Consider the following 20,905-nt stretch of genomic DNA (forward strand, 5'->3'; position numbering starts at 1 on the left):
CTCATAGAGGGAAACTCTTACAGTGTGACACTACCCTGGCAAGCACGCAGGAAAATATCGCGATATTTCACTGTACTAAACGACATAGGATTACTGGCTGCCGAGGGATCTGCCGCAGCCATATGAGCGATTCTATCGGCGTCTTCGGCTTTGATACCGATTTCAACCAGGGTGTGGGGAATATTTAATTGCTGACGCAGACCGAGAATCCAATTCAGCACGGCATCGAAACCGCTCTCGAACCTATCTTTGCCGGTCAATTGCAGTGAGAGGGCCAACTGCCCCATGGGAACCTCTATAGCGGGCCGGTTGGCTACAAGCACATAGGGCATCAATATGGCGTTGAGTAAACCGTGATGCTTGTCATATAGGGCACCGAGCGGATGTGCCAGGGCATGAATAGCTCCCAAGCCACGCTGAAATGCGGTGGCTCCCATACAGGAGGCTACCAACATCTGTTGACGGGCTTTCAACTCAGTGCCAATCATGTAAGCACGGGGCAGATAATTCTTAATCAGACGCATCCCCTGTAGTGCGATGCCCTCTGCCATGGGGTGGTAAATGGGGGAATAATAAGCTTCCAGGTTATGCGAGAGTGCATCCATGCCAGTGGCCGCAGTAATCTGGGGGGGAAGATCCAGAGTCAGCTCGGCATCCAGTATGACGATATCCGGCAATAGTTTGGGGTGAAATATCAGGCGTTTTACCTTCGCCTGCTCATCGGTTATGACCGCCACCCGCCCGACTTCCGAGCCAGTGCCCGCGGTTGTAGGCACGGCAATTACTGGAAGCATGCCGTCGAGGTCAACCCGCTTATAGTTATCGCCAATATCTTCAAAATCCCAAATGGGACGACGCTGCCCGGCCATTAGGGCAATCGCCTTACCGGCATCTATGGCTGAACCACCACCGAAGGCGATTACGCCGTCGCAATTTTTATCTCGTAACAGCTCGACACCACTGTCAATATTCTCACCGTTGGGATTCCCCTTGATTGTGGAGAAAATCTCCACCTCCAGGCCGTATTCCTTACAAGGCACCAATGCGCGTTGAAGCAGTGGTATGCCTGCAATACCGGGATCCGTTACCAGTAAGGGGTGCTGCATATTGAGATCAGAGCAGGCTTTGGCAAGATCTGATATCCGGCCGGGACCAACCCAAATATTGGTAGGAAAATTCCAGTTTACCCGGTATTTATCCACATTATCCTCTCTGCCTTTACCGCCTAACCATTTAAAATTTCTAGTTACTCACAGTCTCTGTGCGTTTAACCGATAGAATAAGATTAAAAACAAATTTTCTATTCATGACCTCAACGCTATCTAGATATCCCACCTGTAAAAGCTCGGGGTTATTATCCATAGGCCAAACTACAGCTGAAAAAAGCGCAATTGTCATTTTAGTAATTGGACCTATAAAGCCAGTAGAAGCATCATTAATCGACTACATCTTCTAAGGGCTCGATAGATTCAACTAACTTAATCACTGGAGTAAAGTCCACTGAATGACAGTCACCTTGATAGGACGCAATCAGTAGATCGCTCCCATCCCCCAAAAACCAATTTGCCGAACACTTTTCTTCCGCTGTAAAAGTGACAAAGTAACCTGAATATTTGCCAATCTGTACCGAAGAAACTGGATGCTCCAATGGGTGCATTTTTAAGAACACACTGGGGTCTCCTCCATTAACCAGCAACCCTTTCCTCAGAAAAAACCCCATCACATTGCCTGTATCATTCTGGCAAAATTCTATTCCCACATAGTCATTATATTCTCTGCGTATCGACCAACCATCAGGGACCTCTAGAGCAATATCTCTATAAACATAGGACTCCGCGTTTAGCACTAGGGGATAAGTTAAGAACACACCATAAATACAACAAGCAATCCACCTCACAACATTTCCCTCTTTACTGGTTTACTAGCCCCCAACTTTAAAGTGAAATGATTTGGGCCTGGTTAGCTGCTCAAACCCGACTCTGGACAAAGTACACCCCCTGCCAGATTGTTTAACGCCGCTCCAGGCCAATTCCGGGTCTAAATAGTCACAGCGATTGAGAAACACTGTGCCCACTCGCAAGTGATCGCCAATTGCCAGGGCAGTTTCTTCATCTTGTGAAAAAATAGCTGCCGTCAAACCGAAAGGGCTGTTATTCATTAATTCTAGAGCCTCACCATCGTCATGGACTTTTTGCACCCCCAAAACCGGGCCAAAAGATTCATCGCGCATTACCCGCATTTTTTGCCGCACACCAGTGAGTAATTGTGGTGCCATATACTGAGTACCGCGCCTGTCCATGGAAAATTTACTGCTGTGCAGGTGGGGCTGGGCGCCCTGGGCCACTGCTTCATCAATTTGAGTGCGCACTTTGTCGGCAGCCTCTGCATTGACTAACGGACCCAGGGTTGTTTGAGGGTCATCGGGGCGCCCCAATTGGTAATCATCCACTAGTGCCACGGCGCGTTCGACAAATTCTTCGAATAGATTTTCCTGTACATAGGCACGTTCAATACCACAGCAAGACTGGCCGGAATTAAAAAAAGCACCATCCACTACAGCCTCTACCGCCAGTTCAAGGTCCGCATCTTCACGCACATAAGCGGGGTCCTTACCACCCAGCTCCAGTCCCAACTGGATAAATCGGCCGGCAACGATACGCTCCATATTGGCCCCGGCATCCACAGATCCGGTAAAAGCAATATGCTGGATTTCTTCGGCACAGGCTAAACGTTGCGTATTGGAATGATTGAGGTGCAAATATTGAAATACTCCGTAGGGCAGACCCGCTTCCCTGAAAGCCTCCACCATACGCTCGGCGCACAAGGGCGTTTGTGCCGAGTGTTTTAATATGACCGCATTGCCAGCCAGCAAGGATGGCACCAGTGCATTTACTGCGGTTAAATAGGGGTAGTTCCAGGGGGCGATCACCAGGGAAACCCCCAGCGGTTCACGGCGTATAAAGCGGGAAAATCCCGGTTTAATTGGCAAGTGGATATCTACAAGGGCCTCCTCTGCCAGATTTGCCATGGCCGTAGCGCGCTCCGCAAAGCCATCTATTTCCCCTGGTGCAAAACGAATAGGTCTGCCCATCATCCAACAGAGTTCCTCAGCCAGACGATGCTTGCGCTCGGTAAAAAACTCCACTGCACGATGGACAATGGCGATACGCTCCACCAGAGGGGTCAATCGCCAGGCTTTTTGTGAAGCTGCCGCCCTATCCAGGGCTACACGAATTTCAGCCTCGCCGGCCAGGGCCCGCTCCAGATATACACTGTTATCGACAGGGGAAATACAGCGCAGGTGGTGCATATTAAATATTCCTTATCCGCGGCTTATTTTGATTTCCTTACCATCCAAAAAATCACAAAAGCGGGCTTTTAAAAGGGCCATTTAAATAATTTCAAAATACCTATCCAGCTCCCAGTCAGTAACATGGCGACGATACTCGCGCTCCTCCCATTCCCGGCTGGCGGCGAAATGCTCAATAAATTCACTGCCGAATAATTCATGAGCCGTCTCGGAATTTTTTAGACGCTGGGTGGCATCCCATAAAGTGGTAGGCAACGCCTGCTGTGCCTCTTGTGTCAGGGCATAGGCATTGCCCTCGATGGGCGTACTGGGCTGCCACTGCTGCATGATTCCGTAAAGGCCGGAGCCCAGGGCGGCGGCCAGCGCCAGATAGGGGTTGGCATCTGCAGCGCCCAGGCGGTATTCCACCCGCTGTGATTTTTCCCCGCCGGGGATGGCACGCAAGGCCGTGGTGCGATTTTCCACGCCCCAGTTCGCACCGGTAGGCGCCCAAAAACCCGGAACCAGGCGACGGTAGCTGTTGATAGTTGGCGCGAACAGAGCCAGGAATTCTGGCATCAGGCGCTGTTGGCCGGCGATAAAGTAACGCATGGTCTCACTGATTCCCTGGGGCTGAGAGCCATCGAAAAACGCGGCATTGCCGTTATTCAAATCGCGCAGCGATAAATGAATATGGCCACTCTGCCCGGGAAGATCGCTGGACCAGCGCGACATAAAAGTCGCCATCAGGCCCATACGCTGGGCCAGCACTTTCATAAAGGTTTTAAACAGTGCGGCTTTATCCCCAGCAGCCTCGACCCTATCCACGGCGATTGCCGCTTCGAGAACCCCTGGGCCGGTTTCTGTATGAAGCCCCTCCAAAGGAAAGTCCATACACTCACCCATTTCGAGGATTTCCCGGTAGAGTTCGGCATGAACCGAATTGCGCAGTATTGAATAGCCAAACCAGTCCGGCGTGAAAGGCTTCAGATTGCGAAAGCCCTTTTCCCGTACCGACTCGGGTGTTTCATCAAATAAAAAGAACTCGTATTCCAAAGCCGCGAAGGGCTCAAATCCAATAGCCCGACAACGGTCTACCACCCGCTGCAGAGCCGCACGCGGACACACGACCTGAGCCCGTTCATCAAACTCCGCCAGGAATAACAGCATATTGTCTTCAAAGGGAATATCGCGACAGCTGTGCGGCAGGATGCGCACCGGCGCGTCTGGGTAGCCCGTGTGCCAGCCGGTATAACGGGTATTGTCATAGAGCTGGTCTTTGACATCCCAGCCCAGCACCACATCACAGAAGGAAAACCCCTGCTCCAGGGCAGAGAAGAATTTTTCACGGCTCATATATTTGCCGCGCATGACCCCATCCAAATCAAACAGGCCCACTTTCACATGACTGAGACCGCGCCCCTCAACGATGGCACGAGCCTCCTGAACGGTTTTTACCTCCCGCGCTTTGATCATGGCCATCCCTGCCCATTGTTGTTATCAATGTCCTACAGGATAGACCCGCCAGCCGAGCCTTGACGCCCCATATTTCCTTTAAGGGCGTGACTTTCAGCCGTGCCGAACTGCATATATAATCCGCGCTCCAAATTTTTCGTTTTACCCAGTTCAGGACCAGCAATGAGCTTCGACAAGATCCCCGCAGGTAAAGACCTGCCCAGCGATATCAACGTAATCATCGAGATCCCTGCCAACTCCGACCCCATCAAATATGAGGTGGACAAGGACTCAGACGCCGTATTTGTGGATCGTTTCGTTGCCACTCCCATGTTCTACCCAGCCAACTACGGTTATGTACCCCAGACTCTGTCCGAAGACGGCGACCCCCTGGACGTACTGGTAGTGGCACCCTACCCGGTAATGGTTGGCTCCGTGATCCGCTCTCGCGTGATCGGCGTTCTGAAAATGACCGACGAATCCGGTGTTGACGCCAAGCTGCTGGCGGTACCTCACACCAAACTGACCAAGCTGTACGATCACGTTCAGGAAATTGGCGACCTGCCCGAGCTGCTGCTCAAGCAGATCGAACACTACTTCGAGAACTACAAGGCTCTGGAAGCTGGCAAGTGGGTGAAAGTGGAAGGCTGGGCCGACGCTGAAGAAGCGCGCAAAGAAGTGCTTTCCTCTCGCGAGCGCTACCTGAAAGAAGAAGGCTAATCACAGCTTCTCTTAAGCCCGGCACGATTTTGTATTGGCCGGGCTGACAGGCATAAAAAAACCGGCATCTAGCCGGTTTTTTTATGCCTGGGCGCTGTAATCAACGCGAATCGCAGAAGATCTAATTGAGATCCCATTGGGGAATATTGACTGGTGCAGCAACTGTTTCGGCCCGCTCGCTCTCATCCAGTAACAACCCCTCCGCCGCGCGCAGGCTGATATGTTCGGTGGGCACCTGCACCTCCGCTATCGACTCGCGTTCGTGGTCCTTAATCAGGTTGCCCTCCATTGGCGCGAGCGTCCAGTTTGGAACGCGAGGGCCCTCTGGCTGAGGTGTTTGGCTCGGTTCGGGCACCGGAGGGACGTCTTCAGGGCCACCCTCGCTTTTCAGATTGACCTGAGCCCCAACCTTGGCCAGGGTCGCTTGAAATTGCTCCGCCTGGGCGCGACTCAACCCCTTGCGCAGCACCAGCGGTCGACCACTAAACAGTTTTTCCACTGCCTGCGGGCTGCTCTTAAACAAGCGCGCCAAATTGGCCTTCACATCACCGGCAGTAAACCCGGCAATCAGGTCGCCGCGGAAAATCAGGCTATAGGTGGCTTGGGTCATCACTCAATCCCTATGTGTAATGCTGGTTGGATAATACTTGCTGCAGTGAGTTTATTCTTCAGAATCCAGGGTTTGATCCATGGTAAACGCGGGGGCCTTTTCTATCCGGCCACCCACTTGACGCGCGGGGACACCGGCCACTGTGGTGTGGTCGGGGACGTCCTGTAGAACCAGGCTACCCGCAGCAATCTTCACATCCTCACCCACCCGCACAGGCCCCAATATCTTGGCGCCGGCACCGATCATAACCCCGTGACCAATCTTCGGGTGGCGATCCCCAGAACCTCGGCCGCTGCCGCCCAGAGTCACCGAATGCAAAATAGAGACGTTGTCGCCCACCACCGAGGTCTCTCCCACGACCAGGCCCGTAGCGTGGTCAATCATAATGCCGCTGCCAAATTGAGCTGCGGGATGGATGTCCACAGAAAACTGTTCCGACACACGGCTCTGGAAGTACAGCGCGAGCGTCGTGCGGCCCTGCTTCCACAGCCAGTGGGCAATTCGGTGCGACTGCAGTGCATGAAAGCCCTTGAAGTAGAGAAAGGGGGTGAGGTACTGATCACAGGCGGGATCGCGATCGTACCAGGCACAGATATCCGCCAGCATACTGCTGGATATCCCTGTATCTGCCTGCAAGGCCGAAGCGATCACCTCCTGCAAAGCGGTGGAGGTGAGCGCATTGTGATCCAGGACTGAGGCTAACTGGTCGGCGATTGCGTGCTCCGCCGACTTGTGGCGCAGCACCGTATTGTGAAAATAACTCGCCAGAATTGGTTCATCCCTGGCAGCTACGGCAGCCTCTGCGCGCATAGCACTCCATACGTCTCTGGGCTCAGTTTGGCTGTCGATATTCAGTTCCTCACCTGTCGTACTCATTTTCCCGACGCTTTCCTAATGTATTTGATTTGTCTCACACAACTTTGCGCCATTGGGCCCGCGCAGCTTCGCAGGAATACCAGGGCCTTTCAAGCGCCATCCGGCGGTGAAAATAAAGCGTACAGATTTGCATAAATTTTGCTCAGAGCGGCATATCTGTCGGATAACAGTGATCCGGAATCCATACAAAGCGCGTATAGATTTGCTCCAGCTGCTCGCAAACTGTGTCACACAGCGCCAAGTCGCAGGAGCGCAACTGCGCCTCCAGGCGTTCGGGTGTCAACAGGTGCTGTAGCTCCAGGGCTCGCGGTGCATAACTCAAATGCCAGCGCTCCGGTGCAACGCCACCGAGATCTTCGGCATAGGGACGAAACAGGCCGTAACTTTGCCCCGCGGCTATACGCTGATCCAGCCATTGGTGAAAAGCGCCAAAAACCCCATCATCGGCCACTTCCTGTGGGGTGAGCTGTACCTGGTAGTCCTCGGCTACAGCGGCGGCATCGATAATATCGAAATCAGTACCCCAATGGTGGCGCGAGGCACCGGGCAGTGCCGACCAACGCAGTATGGCCAGCACTAACTCCTGCGGTGGCAGCTCAGAGACTTCAAGCTCTACGCCATCGGTGTTCAGCACTGGACGCAATCCTTGTGCCTTGTTATTCCAGATGGTGCGCTGGCGCTCAAAGCTGCGAAAACCTGAGACCACCTTGGGGTCAAAACCGACATCTCGCGCATCGCGCCGCAGGCGCTGAAATGCCACCAGTGCCTCAGGGTGTAGCAGCTGTCCTGAGGGTGGATCGAGGATAACGTGCATATCGGTTAGCCCGAAGAGCATGCTCTTAAGCGGTGTGGATAACATTTGGCTCCTATAGACAGGCGATTTTCAAAAGGCGGGCTAAAGTGAGTAAACCCCCAGCTATTACTCTACCAAAGAGCGGCATGGAATAAGTGGCCAATGGAAATGCTAGGCAAAGTAATAGGCGCTGTCTTAGGCCATGCGGCGGTTATCTTTGTTGGCAGCTTGCTAATTTATGTTAAGTTCAGCCCCGCGATTGGGGATTGATCGTGACTACTGGACGGAAAACCTTGCAGGGAAAACTGAATGCACCCAAGTCAATCAGAACTACTTAAGCTGAAAAATTTGGGGCTCGCCTCCGTTAACATCCTTCACTCCATTGGTATTCGCACCTACGAAGACCTCCATCGTATTGGCCCGGTTGAGGCCTTTATCAGTATTCGCAACCGCGGGATCAACGCCTCCCGCGTCATGCTTTATGCACTGCAAGGTGCTCTACTTGATGTGCACTGGAACGATCTGGACCCAGATCTTAAACAGCAATTGGTCACTGAAGCCGACCGCCTGCTGGCTACACAGAACTCAAACTAAAGCCTGTCACCAACAATTTTAGAAAGGGAAAAGCTACGCTGGGGCCCTTGCGCATCTGAGTGCCTGCGCATGATGTACCGAGACGTTCGCACTGGCCCCTAATGCCTTACCCCATGCTACGGCTACGCAATAACTCGAGCTTTTGTCACACAAACCACCACAACCTATCTAAACTTGTCTAAGGGCAAAGAGACGGAGAGAGCCGATGTTGCGCATTGGGCTATTCCTGCTGACCAACCTTGCGGTATTAGTTCTGGTTGGCATCATCTTCAATATTTTTGGTATCGGGGGCATCCTTCAGGCCAACGGGGTCGACCTGAATCTGGGGGCACTGTTACTCCTCTGCGCTCTTTTTGGGTTTGGTGGTTCGTTTATATCCCTGTTTCTCTCCAAGACCATTGCCCGCATGAGTACCCGCACCCAGATTATCACCGAGCCGCGCAGCGCCGATGAGCAATGGCTGGTAGAGACTGTACGGGAGCTTTCGCGCAAGGCCAATATCGGTATGCCGGATGTGGGGATTTTTCCCATGCCCCAGGCCAATGCCTTTGCCACCGGCTGGAATCGCAACAACGCTCTGGTCTCTGTGAGTGCCGGGCTATTGCAACGCTTTAGCCGGGAAGAGGCCCGCGCGGTGATCGGCCATGAGATCGGTCACGTGGCCAACGGCGATATGGTAACTCTGGCGTTGATTCAGGGAGTGGTGAATACCTTTGTGATGTTCTTCGCACGGCTGGTCGGTTTCTTTGTCGACCGGGTGATACTGCGCAATGAGCAGGGCCTTGGCATCGGCTACTACGTTACCTCTATCGTGATGGATATTATTTTTGGCTTCCTCGCCATGTTTATCATTGCTTGGTTCAGCCGCCGCCGGGAGTACCGCGCAGACCACGCCGGTGCCACCCTCGCCAGTCCCAATTCAATGATCGCCGCACTGCAACGGCTCAAAGTGGAATCTGAACGGGGTCACGAGGAACCGCTGCCAGGCAATATGAAAGCCTTCGGTATTTTCGGCAATATGGGCGCACTATTAGCCACCCATCCGCCCTTGGATGATCGTATCCTGGCCCTGCAAAACTTCCGTAAGTAATACCCTGATTGCTGTTGGCACGTTTTAGGGGCAGGTTTTAATTCTTTGCCGCGCCCCCATCTTCACTCCCTCACAACGAGCAAAGTAAACTTTTCATTAAAGTGCTAAAGCGAAGACAGCGACCATGACACCGCTTAAAACTCTGCCCACTATTCTGTCGATCCTTTTATTCATTCTCAGTGCTCCCCTGTACGCAGAGGTACAGGAGTTCGCTACAGATGACGAACGCAACACCATGCAGGTGTTTAATTTTGCCAGCCCCTCTGTGGTGTATGTCACCAATGAAACCCTGGTTCGCGACCGCAGAACCCTGCGCCTGCACGCAGTACCCAAAGGCGCCGGCAGTGGATTTATCTGGGATGAACAGGGTCACGTTGTGACCAATTTCCATGTCATCGAGGGCGCGCGTAAAGTCACAATCACCCTGCAGGACCGCAGTGAGTGGCCCGCCACTGTAGTGGGTTCCGCTCCAGAAAAAGATCTGGCGGTGTTGAAAATCGAGGCTCCGAAAAAATTACTTAAACCACTGGTTGCCGGTACTTCCAGTGAACTCTCTGTGGGCCGAAAAGTACTCGCCATCGGCAACCCCTTTGGCCTCGATACCACCCTAACCACCGGAGTGGTCAGCGCGTTGGGGCGTGAAATCGAGGCCGCCAACAACCGCACCATTCGCAATGTGATTCAAACTGATGCCGCCATTAATCCCGGCAACTCTGGCGGTCCTCTGCTCGATTCCCTCGGCCGTCTGATCGGGGTAAATACCGCCATCTATAGCCCCAGCGGTGCCAGTGTGGGCATCGGTTTTGCTATTCCTGTGGATACTGTAAAGAAAATAGTGCCGCAACTGATTAACTACGGCCGCCTGGTGCGACCGATTCTCGGCATTGAATCCGCACCGGATCAGTGGAGCAGCCGCTACGGTTTTGAAGGTGTGGCGGTGCTGCGCACAGCCCCTGGTATGCCGGCGGAAAAAGCCGGGTTGCAAGGCATTTATCGCACACGCCAAGGGGGCTGGCAGCTCGGAGACGTTATCGTGGAAGTCGAGCAGCAACCCGTCCGCAGCTACGACGACCTGCTCAACGCACTGGAGAAGTACCGCGCCGGCGACCAGATCACCTTGGGGATAATGCGCAACGGGACAATCCGCTACACCTCGATTACACTCGCGGCGCCCCAATAAATCGGGGCAGAATCTGGCGCAGCTTCCCCAAATCAACCTATTTGGAGAGAAGGCGCCGCAATAACGAATAAATAATTGCGCCTAAGGCCGACCAGTTATGCAGAAATACTTCCTGTGCCGTTACGAGGAATTAGCGGAAGGGCAATCCAAGGGCTTCTCCCTCGGTGACACTGCCGCCGGCACCGACAATGTGTTTGCGGTAATGAAAGGGGGCGAGGTTTTCGCCTATAAAAACACCTGCCCCCATCGCGGCATCAATCTCGACTGGCAGGAAGACCAGTTCCTCGATCCCGATGGTGCACTGATCCAATGCGCCTCCCATGGGGCGCTGTTCACCATTGAAACCGGCGAGTGTATTGCCGGGCCCTGCACCGGCGATTCACTTACTCCCATACCCGTTGAATACGCCCAAGACGGCCTCTACGCCCTGCTGCCTGAATAAGATATTACTGGCTGGGTGGCCCCCACCCGGCCAGTTACTCTAAATTCCCTCAGCGAAACGGCAGAGCTTCGCCTAAAACGATTTCATCGGCGCTCATCCGCGCCCGGTAAGCGAGCACCTGCACACCGGCTGAGACAGCACTGTCGAGAGCTTTAGCATAAGCCGGGTCAATTTCTCGCGCTGCCTCTACGCTATCTATGCCACTGTGCTGTACACAGTAAAAAAGCACTGCACGCACACCACTCTCAGCCAATTTCTGTAACTCACGCAGGTGCTTAGCACCGCGAGCACTCACCGCATCGGGAAAATAACCCCGCGCACCATCCGCCAGGGTGACATTCTTAACCTCCACATAGCAGTCGCCAGCATCGCCAGACAACAGAAAATCGATGCGGCTGTTTTCTTCGCCATAACGCACTTCCCGACGCAGGGATTCATACCCTTGCAACTCACTGATCACACCGGAATTTATTGCCTCTTCCACCAGGGCATTCGCGCGCCCAGTATTAACGCCGGCCAGAGATCCATCCGGTGTTGTACAAATTTCCAGCGTGTGACGGTACTTGCGCTTGGGATTGCCCGAGTCCGAATACCAGCAGGCGCCGCCTTCGATCCAGCAATTTTTCATAGAACCGGTATTTGGGCAGTGGATGGTAAATTTCTCGCCATCAGCCGTCTCCACATCAGCGAGGAAACGTTTGTAGCGACGCAACAGGGTGGCCTTTTGTAACTCAGGGGAAAACTTCACTGGCTGGCACTCTTGTACATTTCAGCGCCACAAAATAGCAGACAACTATTTGTGGCGCGAATCGCGCAGATTTGATAGCTTCCTCGCTCTCGGTCGCCGGGGTACCGGCAATCGGGGCAAGGATTAGCCTGCCACCGCAACTGATTTGATAGGTGAAAAAAGCATCACCCAAAAAGATTCCGGTCTAGGCTAGATTGAATTTGGTGGTATCGCCCCCATTATCGGGGGCCCGTAAAGAAAGAGAGGCAACGACTATGCCCAAAACTGCTGCGAGCACCGATTCTCTGCACGGCTTTGAGCCCTACAAGGAGACTAAGGGCGAAGAGTACATGAATGAGAAGCAGCAGGAGCATTTCCGCAACTTGCTGTTGGCCTGGAAGGCCGAACTGATGGCGGAAGTGGACCGCACCGTTTCCCACATGAAAGACGAGGCTGCAAACTTTCCCGATCCCGCTGATCGTGCGAGCCAGGAAGAGGAGTTCAGCCTTGAACTTCGCACCCGCGATCGCGAGCGCAAGCTGATTAAGAAAATCGACGCCACCCTGGAACTGATCGACCAGGATGATTACGGTTTCTGTGAAGCTTGTGGGGTCGATATTGGTATCCGCCGTCTTGAAGCGCGCCCCACCGCAACCCTGTGTGTGGACTGCAAAACCCTGGCGGAAATCAAAGAAAAACAGCTTTCCGGCTGATTTTTCCCATCGTATTGCGGCGATCACCCTTGATCGCCCAGCTCGACAGGGCGGTCGACGGGACCGCCCCTATCACTTTGAATAGTAAAACGCCCTATTTCGGTCGCTTCGCGCCTTCGCCGAGCGGTCCTCTGCATTTCGGCTCGCTAGTGTGCGCACTCGGCAGCTATCTGGACGCCCTTGCGCATGGTGGGCACTGGCTCGTGCGTATGGAAGATCTCGACCCCCCGCGCGAGGAGCCCGGCGCAGCCACTCGAATACTGAAATCCTTGGAATCCCATGGGCTGCACTGGCACGGCCCCGTGGTGTGGCAAAGTAAGCGCCACGCCCAGTACGAGGCAGTTCTGTCACAGTTACGCCAACGCGGACTCCTATATCCATGTCATTGCTCACGCAGCCAGATCCGTCAAAATGGTGGGCACGACAATCAAGCCTGCCGGATAAAAGACGGGGGCACAGGTGCCTGCGCCCTGCGCCTGTCCTGTGCCGGAGGTGAGGAGCACTTCGAAGATATCTGGCGCGGGCCCCAATCCCAGCCAGTGCGTGAAGACACCATTCTCAAGCGCCGCGATGGCCTCTACGCCTATCAGCTGGCGGTAGTGGTCGATGATATTGCCCAGGGCATTACTCATATCGTGCGCGGAACGGACCTGCTCGACACCACCGCTGCACAAATTCGCCTGTTTCACCTGCTCGATAACAGAGCACCGATCTTCGGCCACCTGCCGCTGGTCATGGGACCGGGGGGGGCGCAAAAACTCAGCAAACAAAACCACGCACCGGCTATCGACGACAACCGAGCCGCCAGCAATCTCTGCTCCGCACTGGATTTTCTCGGCTTTCATGTCGCGGATGGGCTGGAGGGCGAGGCGCCAGAACATATTCTCAAGTGGGCTGCTGCACGCTGGCAGCGTCATCAGATCGATAAACGCGACCGACAATTGCACTGATCGTTGGAGGCAATTAACATTTTTGCGCCAGCCGACAGGCTCGCCATTTAACTTTTCACCCTCCACGCGGATTTACATAACAACCTATGAGCAACCGCACCCTGCTAATCCTGCTCGTGCTGGTGGGCTATGTGTTCTCCCCCACCATATTTACCTGGATGATCAACCCCGTTGGCGCCTGGTACCGGCCCTTTATCCTCTGGTTCGTTTTGATCCTGCTGGCGATTTTTATCCAGTGGAGGCGCAACTCGAATGAGCTTTGAGATCGCCCATATTGCCCTGATCGGGGTTGCCTACATCGCTACCTTGTTCTTTGTCGCTTTCGCCACTTCCAAGGGCTGGCTGCCCGCACGCTGGGTGCGCCATCCACTGGTGTACGTACTCTCGCTGGGGGTCTCTCTATCCGCCTGGACGTTCTATGGCATTGTCGACCTCGCCTGGCAATACGGCTACGGGGTGCTTGCCTACTACCTGGGCACCGGTGCCATGTTCTTATTTGCGCCAGTGGCACTGGAGCCCTTGGCGCGCCTGGCCCAACGCTACCAGCTCTACTCCCCCGCAGATCTACTGGTTTTCCGTTACCACAGCCGCCAGGTGGGCACCCTGGCCACCCTGTTTATGCTATTGGCGCTGCTACCACTGGTCGCCCTACAGATCCAGGCGGTATCGGAAACCTTGGCACTGCTGTCACGAGACAGCGTTGCTGCCCTCGGCCTACCCGACAGTGGTGTTTCCAGTAAAAACCTGATCGCCTTTTTCTACTGTGTGCTGTTGGCAGTTTTCACCAGTATGTATGGCGCCACCCGCGAGCGCGGTGAGGGCCTCGCCAGTGCCATGGCGCTGGAATCCCTGGTTAAACTGGTGGCACTGACCGCGGTCGGTGGTTATGCCGTTTACGGTGTGTTCGGCGGTTTCTCGGGGCTCGACCAGTGGCTGCTGGAAAACAATGATATGCAGCAGCTGCTCTACACCCCCATTGAACAGGGCTCCTCGCATACACTGCTGTTAGTCTTTATCGCTACCGCCGTGGCCATGCCACATATCTTTTACCTCAGCATCGCCGAGCGCCCCACCGGCCAGGCCCTGCGCACCGCCAGCTGGGGTTTTCCGCTTTTCCTGTTGCTAATGGCGCTGCCGATCTTTCCGATTATGTGGGCGGGCTTCGCCCTGGATGTGGCTGAACCGGTACAGTACTTCTCGCTGGCGGTACCGCGTGCCAGTGGCTCAGCCCTGCTCACAACGCTGGCCTTTATCGGCGGGCTCTCCGCCGCAACCGGCGCACTGATTATGATCACCCTGGCATTATCTACCATGGTCATGAATCACTGGCTGCTACCGGGCACCCGTTGGGACTCCGAAGACAATATGTACCGCCAGTTGGTGTGGCTGCGCCGCGCTTTAATCGCTGCATTGTTTATTGCGGGTTTTGCTTTTTACCTGCTGCTGGACAATCGCCTAACCCTGTCAGATTTAGCCCTGCTGGCCTTTATCGGTTCCCTGCAGTTCCTACCGGGTATCTTCGCTGTTATTCACTGGCCGCGAGGCAATCGACGCGGCCTGATTGGTGGACTTCTGGCGGGGATGTTGATCTGGGGTTGCGGCCTGTTGCTGCCATCGGTATTCGAACTAACCGGTATCACCCTACCGGGTACTTCTCTGCAGATACCCCTGGGCATGTCCATCTGGACCCAGGTCACTACCCTGTCTCTCGGTGTCAACATACTTCTATTCGTCAGCCTCTCGCTGTTCACTTCAACGAGCAGCCTGGAGCAATACGCCGCCGACCTATGCAGTGACGACACCATCGCCCAAGCGCTACGCCTGGGACTCGATGTGCAGTCCGCAGCGGACTTTCGCCTGCGCCTGGCAGAGAGCCTGGGGGCGGCCACCGCCAACACCGAGGTGAAGCGCGCTCTCAATCAACTCAACCTGCCCGATAACGAGCGCCGCCCCTATGCCCTGCGCCAGCTGCGCAATCGCATTGAATCCAACCTGTCCGGGCTGCTCGGACGGGTACTGGCCGGCCAGATTATCGATCGCCACTTTCCCTTTCAGAACAGCGATCAGCCGGCCAACAAGGATATCCACCTGATCGAGACACGCCTGGGGCGTTACAAGCACCAGCTGACCGGGCTGGCCGCAGAGCTGAACAATTTGCGGCTTTACCACCGGCAAATGCTGGAAGAGCTGCCCATGGCCGCCTGCTCACTGGGGCGCGACGGCGAGATACTGTTGTGGAATTACGCCATGCAGGATCTCACCGGGATTGCCGCCGTTGAGGTAATTGGCTCCAAGCTGGAATATCTGGCAGAGCCCTGGCGGAGTCTGCTAGCGGAGTTTGCCGAATCCAGCGATGCCAGCCGCTTCAAGCAGCAAGTCAGTCTCGGCGGCAACAGCCACTGGCTCAACCTGCACAAAACCCGGCAGAAACGCAGCCGCAGCGGGCGGGCCCGCAACCAGCGTGGCGATGGGCAGATGCTACTGCTCGAGGACATCACCGAGACCCAGACTCTGGAGCAGGAGCTGATTCACAGCGAGCGCCTGGCCTCGGTGGGACGCCTCGCCGCCGGTGTCGCCCATGAGGTGGGCAACCCAGTGACCGGCATCGCCTGCCTGGCACAGAACCTCCAGTTCGATTGCGACAACCCGGAAGTGCTGGAAACCGCCGACCAGATCCTCAGCCAGACCCAGCGCATCAGCCGCATCGTACACTCGCTGGTGAATTTCTCTCACAGTGGCAGCCAAGAGAGCGAGCGGGCTCCGGTAGACCTCTACGCCTGTGTGCAGGAAGCGGTGCACCTGCTATCCCTGCAACGGGATAAAACCGAGGTGCGCTTCGAAAATGCAGTCCCAGCAGATCTGATCGCCCCTGGGGATAACCAGCGTCTGATCCAGGTATTTATCAACCTGCTCAGCAACGCACGCGACGCCAGCCCGGATGGCGGTCTCATCCGCATTGAAGGTCGAGAAGCCAAGGGTTGTGCCTGTGTGTCAGTCACCGACGACGGCCCCGGTATCTCTGCCCAACACCGCGAGCGTATTCTGGAACCCTTCTTCACGACCAAGGAACCCGGAGAAGGTACAGGCCTGGGCTTGGCCATGGTGTACAGCATTGTTGAGGAGCACGGAGGGCAGCTAGAGCTGGAGAGCCCGGCCAATCCGGAGACCGGCCGCGGCGCCAGATTTACTGTACAGCTGCCCTTGGCAGGCTAAGACTCCAGCCGGCAAACCGGCCAGGAACTGGGCAAAAATAACCCGGTTCTCCGTTTTTGAGTTGCATCGAAACGGCGGCCGGGTAAAACTAGGCGTTTATTGAGCATTTTGTAACCAGGCGTAACATATGAGCCACATCCTGATCGTCGAAGATGAAGCCATTATTCGAACGGCGCTGCGCAAACTGTTAGAGCGGCACCGATATAAGGTCAGTGAGGCGGGCTCAGTTAGGGAGGCCCTTAGTAAGCACCGGGTCAATGAAGTTGACCTGGTTATCTCAGACCTGCGCCTACCCGGTGCACCGGGCACCGACTTGCTCAAACATGCCGGTGAAGTACCGGTATTGATCATGACCAGTTACGCCAGCCTGCGCTCCGCTGTGGACTCCATGCGCATGGGCGCCGCGGACTATATCGCCAAGCCATTCGACCACGACGAGATGCTCGCCACCGTGCGCCGCGTCATCGGCAAGGCCGAACAAAGTCGCGCCCAAGCGCCTTTGGATAAAAGTAACCCAGGCACTATCGCCGGAATGATCGGCGACAGCATGGCTATGCGCGAACTCTACAGGCGCATTCACAAAGTGGCACCCACAGACGCCACCGTACTGGTGCATGGAGAAACCGGCACCGGTAAAGAGCTGGTGGCCAAAGCTATCCATGAAGAGAGCCGCCGCGCTGGCAAGCCGTTGATCTCCGTCAACTGTGCCGCCATTCCCGAGACATTGATCGAATCGGAGCTGTTTGGTTACGAAAAGGGCGCTTTTACCGGCGCCCAGAGTGCCCGTGAGGGACTGGTTGCCGCCGCTGATGGCGGCACCCTGTTTCTCGATGAAATCGGTGAACTCCCGCTAGAGGCTCAAGCACGGCTATTGCGGGTGATACAAGAGGGGGAGGTGCGCCCGATTGGCTCTATCGAGTCGCACAAAGTGGATGTGCGGCTGGTTACCGCCACCCACCGTAACCTGCGTCAACTCGCCGCTGAACGCAAGTTCCGCGAAGACCTTTACTACCGCATCAACGTGGTGCAGATGACTCTGGCACCGCTGCGCGAGCGCGGCCGCGATGTCCTTGCACTGGCAGAGCACCTTCTGGAAAAGTTCTGCACCAAAATTGAGCGCCCACTGCTGCGCCTCTCTCCCGAGGCAGTTCAGGCAGTCACCACGTACACTTGGCCTGGTAACGTTCGCGAACTGGAGAACGCCATACAACGCGCGGTCATCCTCACCGACCGTGACAGCCGGGAAATCGACCACAAAACCCTAGATATAGACTTGGACCTGGTCCCCGTGGAGGAGGCCATCGGCGAGCCTCGCCCGCGCAGCCTGCATACTGATCCCCGCGAGGATCTCTCGCTGGAGGACTACTTCGCTCGCTTCGTAATCGAGCACCAGGACACCATGAGCGAGACCGAGCTGGCGAAAAAGCTGGGGGTCAGCCGCAAGTGCCTGTGGGAGCGCCGCCAAAAACTGGGCATTCCCCGCAAGAAAACCCGCCGCAGCGCGGTTGCCGAAGCCTGATCAACTTTCTTGGGGGCTGAGCCCCCTCCCTCACCTACGCCACACTTCCTTAACAAGTAGCCCCTTAAACTTCTCTTCAACAGGCTTTAGCCGCGTCCATGACCGCTGTCCCACTTTGTTACATCACCGGTAACAGAGGGAAGTGTTACCCAAGACCTACCTCAAGTAACAGTTGCCGCACCTTACGTAACGCAATGCCACCCAGAAAAGTTCCATCAATTTTCGTAAAGATTATAAGCTGTTGATTTATAAGGGTTTTTAAAAGTTGGCACACTAAATGCTTTACTCTTAGTACAAAAATTAAAAACGGCCAACAATAAAAATAAATGACCGTTAAAAGCCCTATAACTACTCAAAATAAGTGGGCGAAACACAATAAAAATAATGGGGCGGCCGATAACAAAAGCAATGAGTGGCCAAAACCGCAAGAACAACAATAAACAATAACAATAATTTCGAAAGAAGAATAAAAATAACAACAAGCGCGTTGCAAACTGACTGATTTATACCTGGGAGAGGGTGTTTGCTTGATAGCAAATTAAGAGCGCAAGGAAGCCGCTGCCTTCATACCTGTAATAATAATTCCCAAACTTTTCCCCAACTTTCCGGCACCCGCAGATTGCGGGCGCATTGCTTTGCGTGTGTTAGAATCGCGCCAGCGAGTCCTCCACACTGACAGCAGATGCCATTGCCGCCCCCTGTTTTGGACTTCGCCCCCTGGGCCCGCCCAGGTACAGAGGCCCCAGTAGTGCAACAACATGCCCCAACTCCGTTGGGGAGGAAAGTGCAGGTGTAATGCCTGTCGCCACCGGAGATGTGGCCTCAGCACCAACAGGGCATTTTCGGTCACCAACAGATGGCAGCAGTCAAGACAGACAGCCGTATGCTCAATAATTTGATTAGTAGTATCAAACGCTGGCGCAAGCCGGCCAAGAAAGGCCCCAGGGTTATCGCCCGCAACGACCACAATATCTCCCGCCGGGATATCAGCCGCGCAGCCCTAACGGTCATGAAACGCCTACAGGAAGCAGGTTACCAAGCGTACATTGTCGGGGGAGGCGTGCGGGATCTAATGCTCGGCGGCCACCCCAAAGACTTCGATGTTGCCACTGACGCTACACCAGAACAGGCTAAAGTACTGTTTCGCGGCGCACGCATTGTCGGTCGGCGCTTTCGAATCCTGCACGCGCGTATTGGCCGCGAGGTTATTGAGGTCACCACTTTTCGGGGCCACCACAGCGATGGCGAGACGCACGAAGCAAAACAATCCGAACACGGTATGTTGCTGCGCGACAACGTCTACGGCGACCTGGAAAGCGATGCCATGCGCCGCGACTTTACAGTCAATGCTCTCTATTACACCACCGATGGCTTCGCTGTTCACGACTACACCGGGGGTGTTGAGGACATTAATAATCGCCTGATCCGCATGATCGGGGCCCCCGCTACCCGCTATAAAGAAGACCCTGTGCGGATGCTGCGTGCGGTGCGCTTCGCAGCCAAACTGGATTTTGCCATCGAACCCGCTACCGAGGCCCCGCTAAAAGAGCTGGCTCCTCTATTGCGCAATATCGCCCCCGCGCGCTTGTTTGACGAGATCCTCAAACTGCTGATGAGCGGCCAGGGCGAGCGCACTTTCGAACTATTGCGCCGCTATCATCTGTGGCAGCACCTGTTCCCAGATAATGCAGCCCAAATTGAAAAAAGCCCCGCAGCACTGGAGCTGACTAAGCGCGCCCTGCGCAATACCGACCAGCGCATCCAGGCTGACATGCGCGTGACTCCCGCCTTCTTATACGCGGCACTGTTGTGGCCGGCTGTGGACGAGGAGCAGAAAAAGCTCATCGAGAAAGGGATTCCACCGGCGCCGGCACTGGCCCAGGCGGCTCAAAAAATTACCAGTAACCAACTGGCCCACACCGCTATTCCCAAGCGCTTTTCTATCCCCATGCGCGAGATATGGGATCTCCAGCATCGTCTGCCACAACGCGGCGGCAGTCGCGCCCAGCGCCAGCTGGAGCACCCCCGCTTCCGCGCCGCTTACGACTTCCTGCTATTGCGCGAAGAGTGTGGAGAAATTGAACCCGGTCTGGGCAACTGGTGGACCGACTTTCAGCAAGCCGATGATGAACAGCGCCAGCAAATGGTACGCAAACTCCAGCGCAGCGGCGGCAACAATCGACGAGGCCGCAACTCCCGTGGCGGACGCCGACGCAAGCCAAAGGCTGCCGAATAATGGAAAGGGTTTTTATCGGGCTCGGCAGTAATCTGTCTGAGCCACAGAAGCAGCTGCGCAGTGCCCTGGCGGCCATGGAGGAAATCCCCGACTGCCGCCTGCTGCGCTGCTCCAGCTTTTATCACAGTGCGCCCATAGGCCCTGGCGAGCAGCCAGATTATGTCAACGCCGTGGCTGAGCTGGAGTGCGCACTAACGCCCATTGGGTTACTCGACCAGCTGCAAACGATTGAGCAGGCTCACGGACGCGAGCGCTCGGTGCGCTGGGGAGCGCGAACCCTCGATTTGGATGTACTTTTGTTTGGCGAACAGCAATTAGACGAGACGCGTCTGCAGGTACCGCACCCGCGTATGGCTGAGCGCAATTTTGTACTGCAGCCACTCGCTGAGCTCGATCCACAACTGCAACTGCCATCGGGGGAGCTATTGCAACAGTTGCTGCAGGATTGCCCACAAAACCGCCTGGAGAAATTCTAAACAGCCTCAAATACAGCGCTAA

At 55.2% G+C, this 20,905-nt stretch carries 20 protein-coding genes; 12 read left to right on the forward strand and 8 right to left on the reverse strand.

Going from position 1 to position 20,905, the window contains the following annotated elements; translation table 11 throughout:
- Positions 1-17: 17 nt before the first annotated feature.
- The 4 genes from ACJJH9_RS15430 to ACJJH9_RS15445 form a co-directional block, all read right to left on the reverse strand.
- Positions 18-1,202: an iron-containing alcohol dehydrogenase gene (locus ACJJH9_RS15430; RefSeq protein WP_444923297.1), complete on the reverse strand. Its 1,185-nt coding sequence runs from the start codon at positions 1,200-1,202 to the stop codon at positions 18-20.
- A gap of 233 nt (positions 1,203-1,435) precedes the next feature.
- Positions 1,436-1,897, reverse strand: coding sequence for a hypothetical protein (locus ACJJH9_RS15435; protein WP_444923298.1), 462 nt, complete (start codon positions 1,895-1,897; stop codon positions 1,436-1,438).
- A gap of 24 nt (positions 1,898-1,921) precedes the next feature.
- On the reverse strand, positions 1,922-3,310 hold the full coding sequence (locus tag ACJJH9_RS15440) for an aldehyde dehydrogenase family protein (RefSeq protein ID WP_444923299.1): 1,389 nt from the start codon (positions 3,308-3,310) through the stop codon (positions 1,922-1,924).
- Positions 3,311-3,391: 81 nt separating this feature from the next.
- Positions 3,392-4,765: a glutamine synthetase family protein gene (locus ACJJH9_RS15445; RefSeq protein WP_444923300.1), complete on the reverse strand. Its 1,374-nt coding sequence runs from the start codon at positions 4,763-4,765 to the stop codon at positions 3,392-3,394.
- A gap of 162 nt (positions 4,766-4,927) precedes the next feature.
- On the opposite strand from ACJJH9_RS15445, the gene ppa reads away from it, so the two are divergent.
- Positions 4,928-5,464 carry an inorganic diphosphatase gene (ppa, locus tag ACJJH9_RS15450; protein ID WP_020412430.1) on the forward strand — a complete coding sequence of 179 codons (537 nt, stop codon included), beginning with the start codon at positions 4,928-4,930 and terminating at the stop codon, positions 5,462-5,464.
- 121 nt (positions 5,465-5,585) lie between these two features.
- On the opposite strand, the gene ACJJH9_RS15455 is transcribed toward ppa, so the two are convergent.
- The 3 genes from ACJJH9_RS15455 to ACJJH9_RS15465 form a co-directional block, all read right to left on the reverse strand.
- Positions 5,586-6,074, reverse strand: coding sequence for a hypothetical protein (locus ACJJH9_RS15455; RefSeq protein ID WP_252083152.1), 489 nt, complete (start codon positions 6,072-6,074; stop codon positions 5,586-5,588).
- Between the two features lie 51 nt (positions 6,075-6,125).
- Complete coding sequence (gene cysE / locus ACJJH9_RS15460; RefSeq protein WP_444923301.1) at positions 6,126-6,950, reverse strand: serine O-acetyltransferase; 825 nt, start codon at positions 6,948-6,950, stop codon at positions 6,126-6,128.
- A 142-nt stretch (positions 6,951-7,092) separates the two neighbouring features.
- A complete protein-coding gene (locus ACJJH9_RS15465; RefSeq protein WP_444903049.1) occupies positions 7,093-7,809 on the reverse strand; it encodes a M15 family metallopeptidase in 717 nt (238 codons plus the stop codon).
- Positions 7,810-8,052: 243 nt separating this feature from the next.
- On the opposite strand from ACJJH9_RS15465, the gene ACJJH9_RS15470 reads away from it, so the two are divergent.
- The 4 genes from ACJJH9_RS15470 (at position 8,053) to ACJJH9_RS15485 (ending at position 11,049) form a co-directional block, all read left to right on the forward strand.
- Positions 8,053-8,337 (forward strand): TfoX/Sxy family protein, encoded by a 285-nt coding sequence (locus ACJJH9_RS15470; RefSeq protein ID WP_252083155.1) that lies wholly within the window; start codon positions 8,053-8,055, stop codon positions 8,335-8,337.
- A 205-nt stretch (positions 8,338-8,542) separates the two neighbouring features.
- The gene (gene htpX / locus ACJJH9_RS15475; protein WP_252083156.1) at positions 8,543-9,427 is read left to right on the forward strand and encodes a protease HtpX; all 885 of its coding nucleotides are present in this window, start codon (positions 8,543-8,545) and stop codon (positions 9,425-9,427) included.
- A gap of 124 nt (positions 9,428-9,551) precedes the next feature.
- Positions 9,552-10,607 carry a S1C family serine protease gene (locus tag ACJJH9_RS15480; protein WP_252083157.1) on the forward strand — a complete coding sequence of 352 codons (1,056 nt, stop codon included), beginning with the start codon at positions 9,552-9,554 and terminating at the stop codon, positions 10,605-10,607.
- A 97-nt stretch (positions 10,608-10,704) separates the two neighbouring features.
- On the forward strand, positions 10,705-11,049 hold the full coding sequence (locus tag ACJJH9_RS15485; RefSeq protein ID WP_252083158.1) for a Rieske (2Fe-2S) protein: 345 nt from the start codon (positions 10,705-10,707) through the stop codon (positions 11,047-11,049).
- Positions 11,050-11,098: 49 nt separating this feature from the next.
- Here ACJJH9_RS15485 and sfsA read toward each other — a convergent pair whose 3' ends face one another.
- Complete coding sequence (gene sfsA / locus ACJJH9_RS15490) at positions 11,099-11,797, reverse strand: DNA/RNA nuclease SfsA (RefSeq protein WP_444923302.1); 699 nt, start codon at positions 11,795-11,797, stop codon at positions 11,099-11,101.
- A gap of 254 nt (positions 11,798-12,051) precedes the next feature.
- On the opposite strand from sfsA, the gene dksA reads away from it, so the two are divergent.
- The 7 genes from dksA to folK all read left to right on the forward strand — a co-directional run bounded on the left by dksA (position 12,052) and on the right by folK (position 20,883).
- Positions 12,052-12,489, forward strand: a complete 438-nt coding sequence (gene dksA, locus ACJJH9_RS15495; RefSeq protein WP_152454721.1) for an RNA polymerase-binding protein DksA — start codon at positions 12,052-12,054, stop codon at positions 12,487-12,489.
- 77 nt (positions 12,490-12,566) lie between these two features.
- Positions 12,567-13,439 (forward strand): tRNA glutamyl-Q(34) synthetase GluQRS, encoded by an 873-nt coding sequence (gene gluQRS, locus ACJJH9_RS15500; protein WP_444923303.1) that lies wholly within the window; start codon positions 12,567-12,569, stop codon positions 13,437-13,439.
- 86 nt (positions 13,440-13,525) lie between these two features.
- Complete coding sequence (locus ACJJH9_RS15505; RefSeq protein ID WP_252083161.1) at positions 13,526-13,702, forward strand: hypothetical protein; 177 nt, start codon at positions 13,526-13,528, stop codon at positions 13,700-13,702.
- Complete coding sequence (locus ACJJH9_RS15510) at positions 13,692-16,652, forward strand: ATP-binding protein (protein ID WP_444903052.1); 2,961 nt, start codon at positions 13,692-13,694, stop codon at positions 16,650-16,652. The genes ACJJH9_RS15505 and ACJJH9_RS15510 overlap by 11 nt, the downstream gene beginning before the upstream one ends.
- Before the next feature lie 127 nt (positions 16,653-16,779).
- Entirely contained in the window at positions 16,780-18,171 is a 1,392-nt protein-coding gene (locus tag ACJJH9_RS15515; protein ID WP_252083163.1) for a sigma-54-dependent transcriptional regulator, read from the forward strand.
- 856 nt (positions 18,172-19,027) lie between these two features.
- Complete coding sequence (gene pcnB / locus ACJJH9_RS15520) at positions 19,028-20,407, forward strand: polynucleotide adenylyltransferase PcnB (RefSeq protein WP_444923304.1); 1,380 nt, start codon at positions 19,028-19,030, stop codon at positions 20,405-20,407.
- Positions 20,407-20,883 carry a 2-amino-4-hydroxy-6-hydroxymethyldihydropteridine diphosphokinase gene (gene folK, locus ACJJH9_RS15525; RefSeq protein WP_444923305.1) on the forward strand — a complete coding sequence of 159 codons (477 nt, stop codon included), beginning with the start codon at positions 20,407-20,409 and terminating at the stop codon, positions 20,881-20,883. The genes pcnB and folK overlap by 1 nt, the downstream gene beginning before the upstream one ends.
- The last annotated feature ends 22 nt before the right edge of the window (positions 20,884-20,905 follow it).

Source organism: Microbulbifer mixtoriginis (SeqCode), from assembly GCF_052466715.1.

What these genes read in the sequence shown, in the direction of transcription:
- ACJJH9_RS15485 (WP_252083158.1), top strand. Translation starts at nt 10,705, where the DNA reads ATGCAGAAATACTTCCTGTGCCGTTACGAGGAATTAGCGGAAGGGCAA.
- ACJJH9_RS15465 (WP_444903049.1), bottom strand. Translation starts at nt 7,809, where the DNA reads ATGTTATCCACACCGCTTAAGAGCATGCTCTTCGGGCTAACCGATATG.
- ACJJH9_RS15440 (WP_444923299.1), bottom strand. Translation starts at nt 3,310, where the DNA reads ATGCACCACCTGCGCTGTATTTCCCCTGTCGATAACAGTGTATATCTG.
- ACJJH9_RS15470 (WP_252083155.1), top strand. Translation starts at nt 8,053, where the DNA reads ATGCACCCAAGTCAATCAGAACTACTTAAGCTGAAAAATTTGGGGCTC.
- cysE (WP_444923301.1), bottom strand. Translation starts at nt 6,950, where the DNA reads ATGAGTACGACAGGTGAGGAACTGAATATCGACAGCCAAACTGAGCCC.
- htpX (WP_252083156.1), top strand. Translation starts at nt 8,543, where the DNA reads ATGTTGCGCATTGGGCTATTCCTGCTGACCAACCTTGCGGTATTAGTT.
- ACJJH9_RS15505 (WP_252083161.1), top strand. Translation starts at nt 13,526, where the DNA reads ATGAGCAACCGCACCCTGCTAATCCTGCTCGTGCTGGTGGGCTATGTG.
- dksA (WP_152454721.1), top strand. Translation starts at nt 12,052, where the DNA reads ATGCCCAAAACTGCTGCGAGCACCGATTCTCTGCACGGCTTTGAGCCC.
- ppa (WP_020412430.1), top strand. Translation starts at nt 4,928, where the DNA reads ATGAGCTTCGACAAGATCCCCGCAGGTAAAGACCTGCCCAGCGATATC.
- ACJJH9_RS15445 (WP_444923300.1), bottom strand. Translation starts at nt 4,765, where the DNA reads ATGATCAAAGCGCGGGAGGTAAAAACCGTTCAGGAGGCTCGTGCCATC.
- pcnB (WP_444923304.1), top strand. Translation starts at nt 19,028, where the DNA reads ATGGCAGCAGTCAAGACAGACAGCCGTATGCTCAATAATTTGATTAGT.
- ACJJH9_RS15455 (WP_252083152.1), bottom strand. Translation starts at nt 6,074, where the DNA reads ATGACCCAAGCCACCTATAGCCTGATTTTCCGCGGCGACCTGATTGCC.
- ACJJH9_RS15510 (WP_444903052.1), top strand. Translation starts at nt 13,692, where the DNA reads ATGAGCTTTGAGATCGCCCATATTGCCCTGATCGGGGTTGCCTACATC.
- folK (WP_444923305.1), top strand. Translation starts at nt 20,407, where the DNA reads ATGGAAAGGGTTTTTATCGGGCTCGGCAGTAATCTGTCTGAGCCACAG.
- ACJJH9_RS15480 (WP_252083157.1), top strand. Translation starts at nt 9,552, where the DNA reads ATGACACCGCTTAAAACTCTGCCCACTATTCTGTCGATCCTTTTATTC.
- ACJJH9_RS15515 (WP_252083163.1), top strand. Translation starts at nt 16,780, where the DNA reads ATGAGCCACATCCTGATCGTCGAAGATGAAGCCATTATTCGAACGGCG.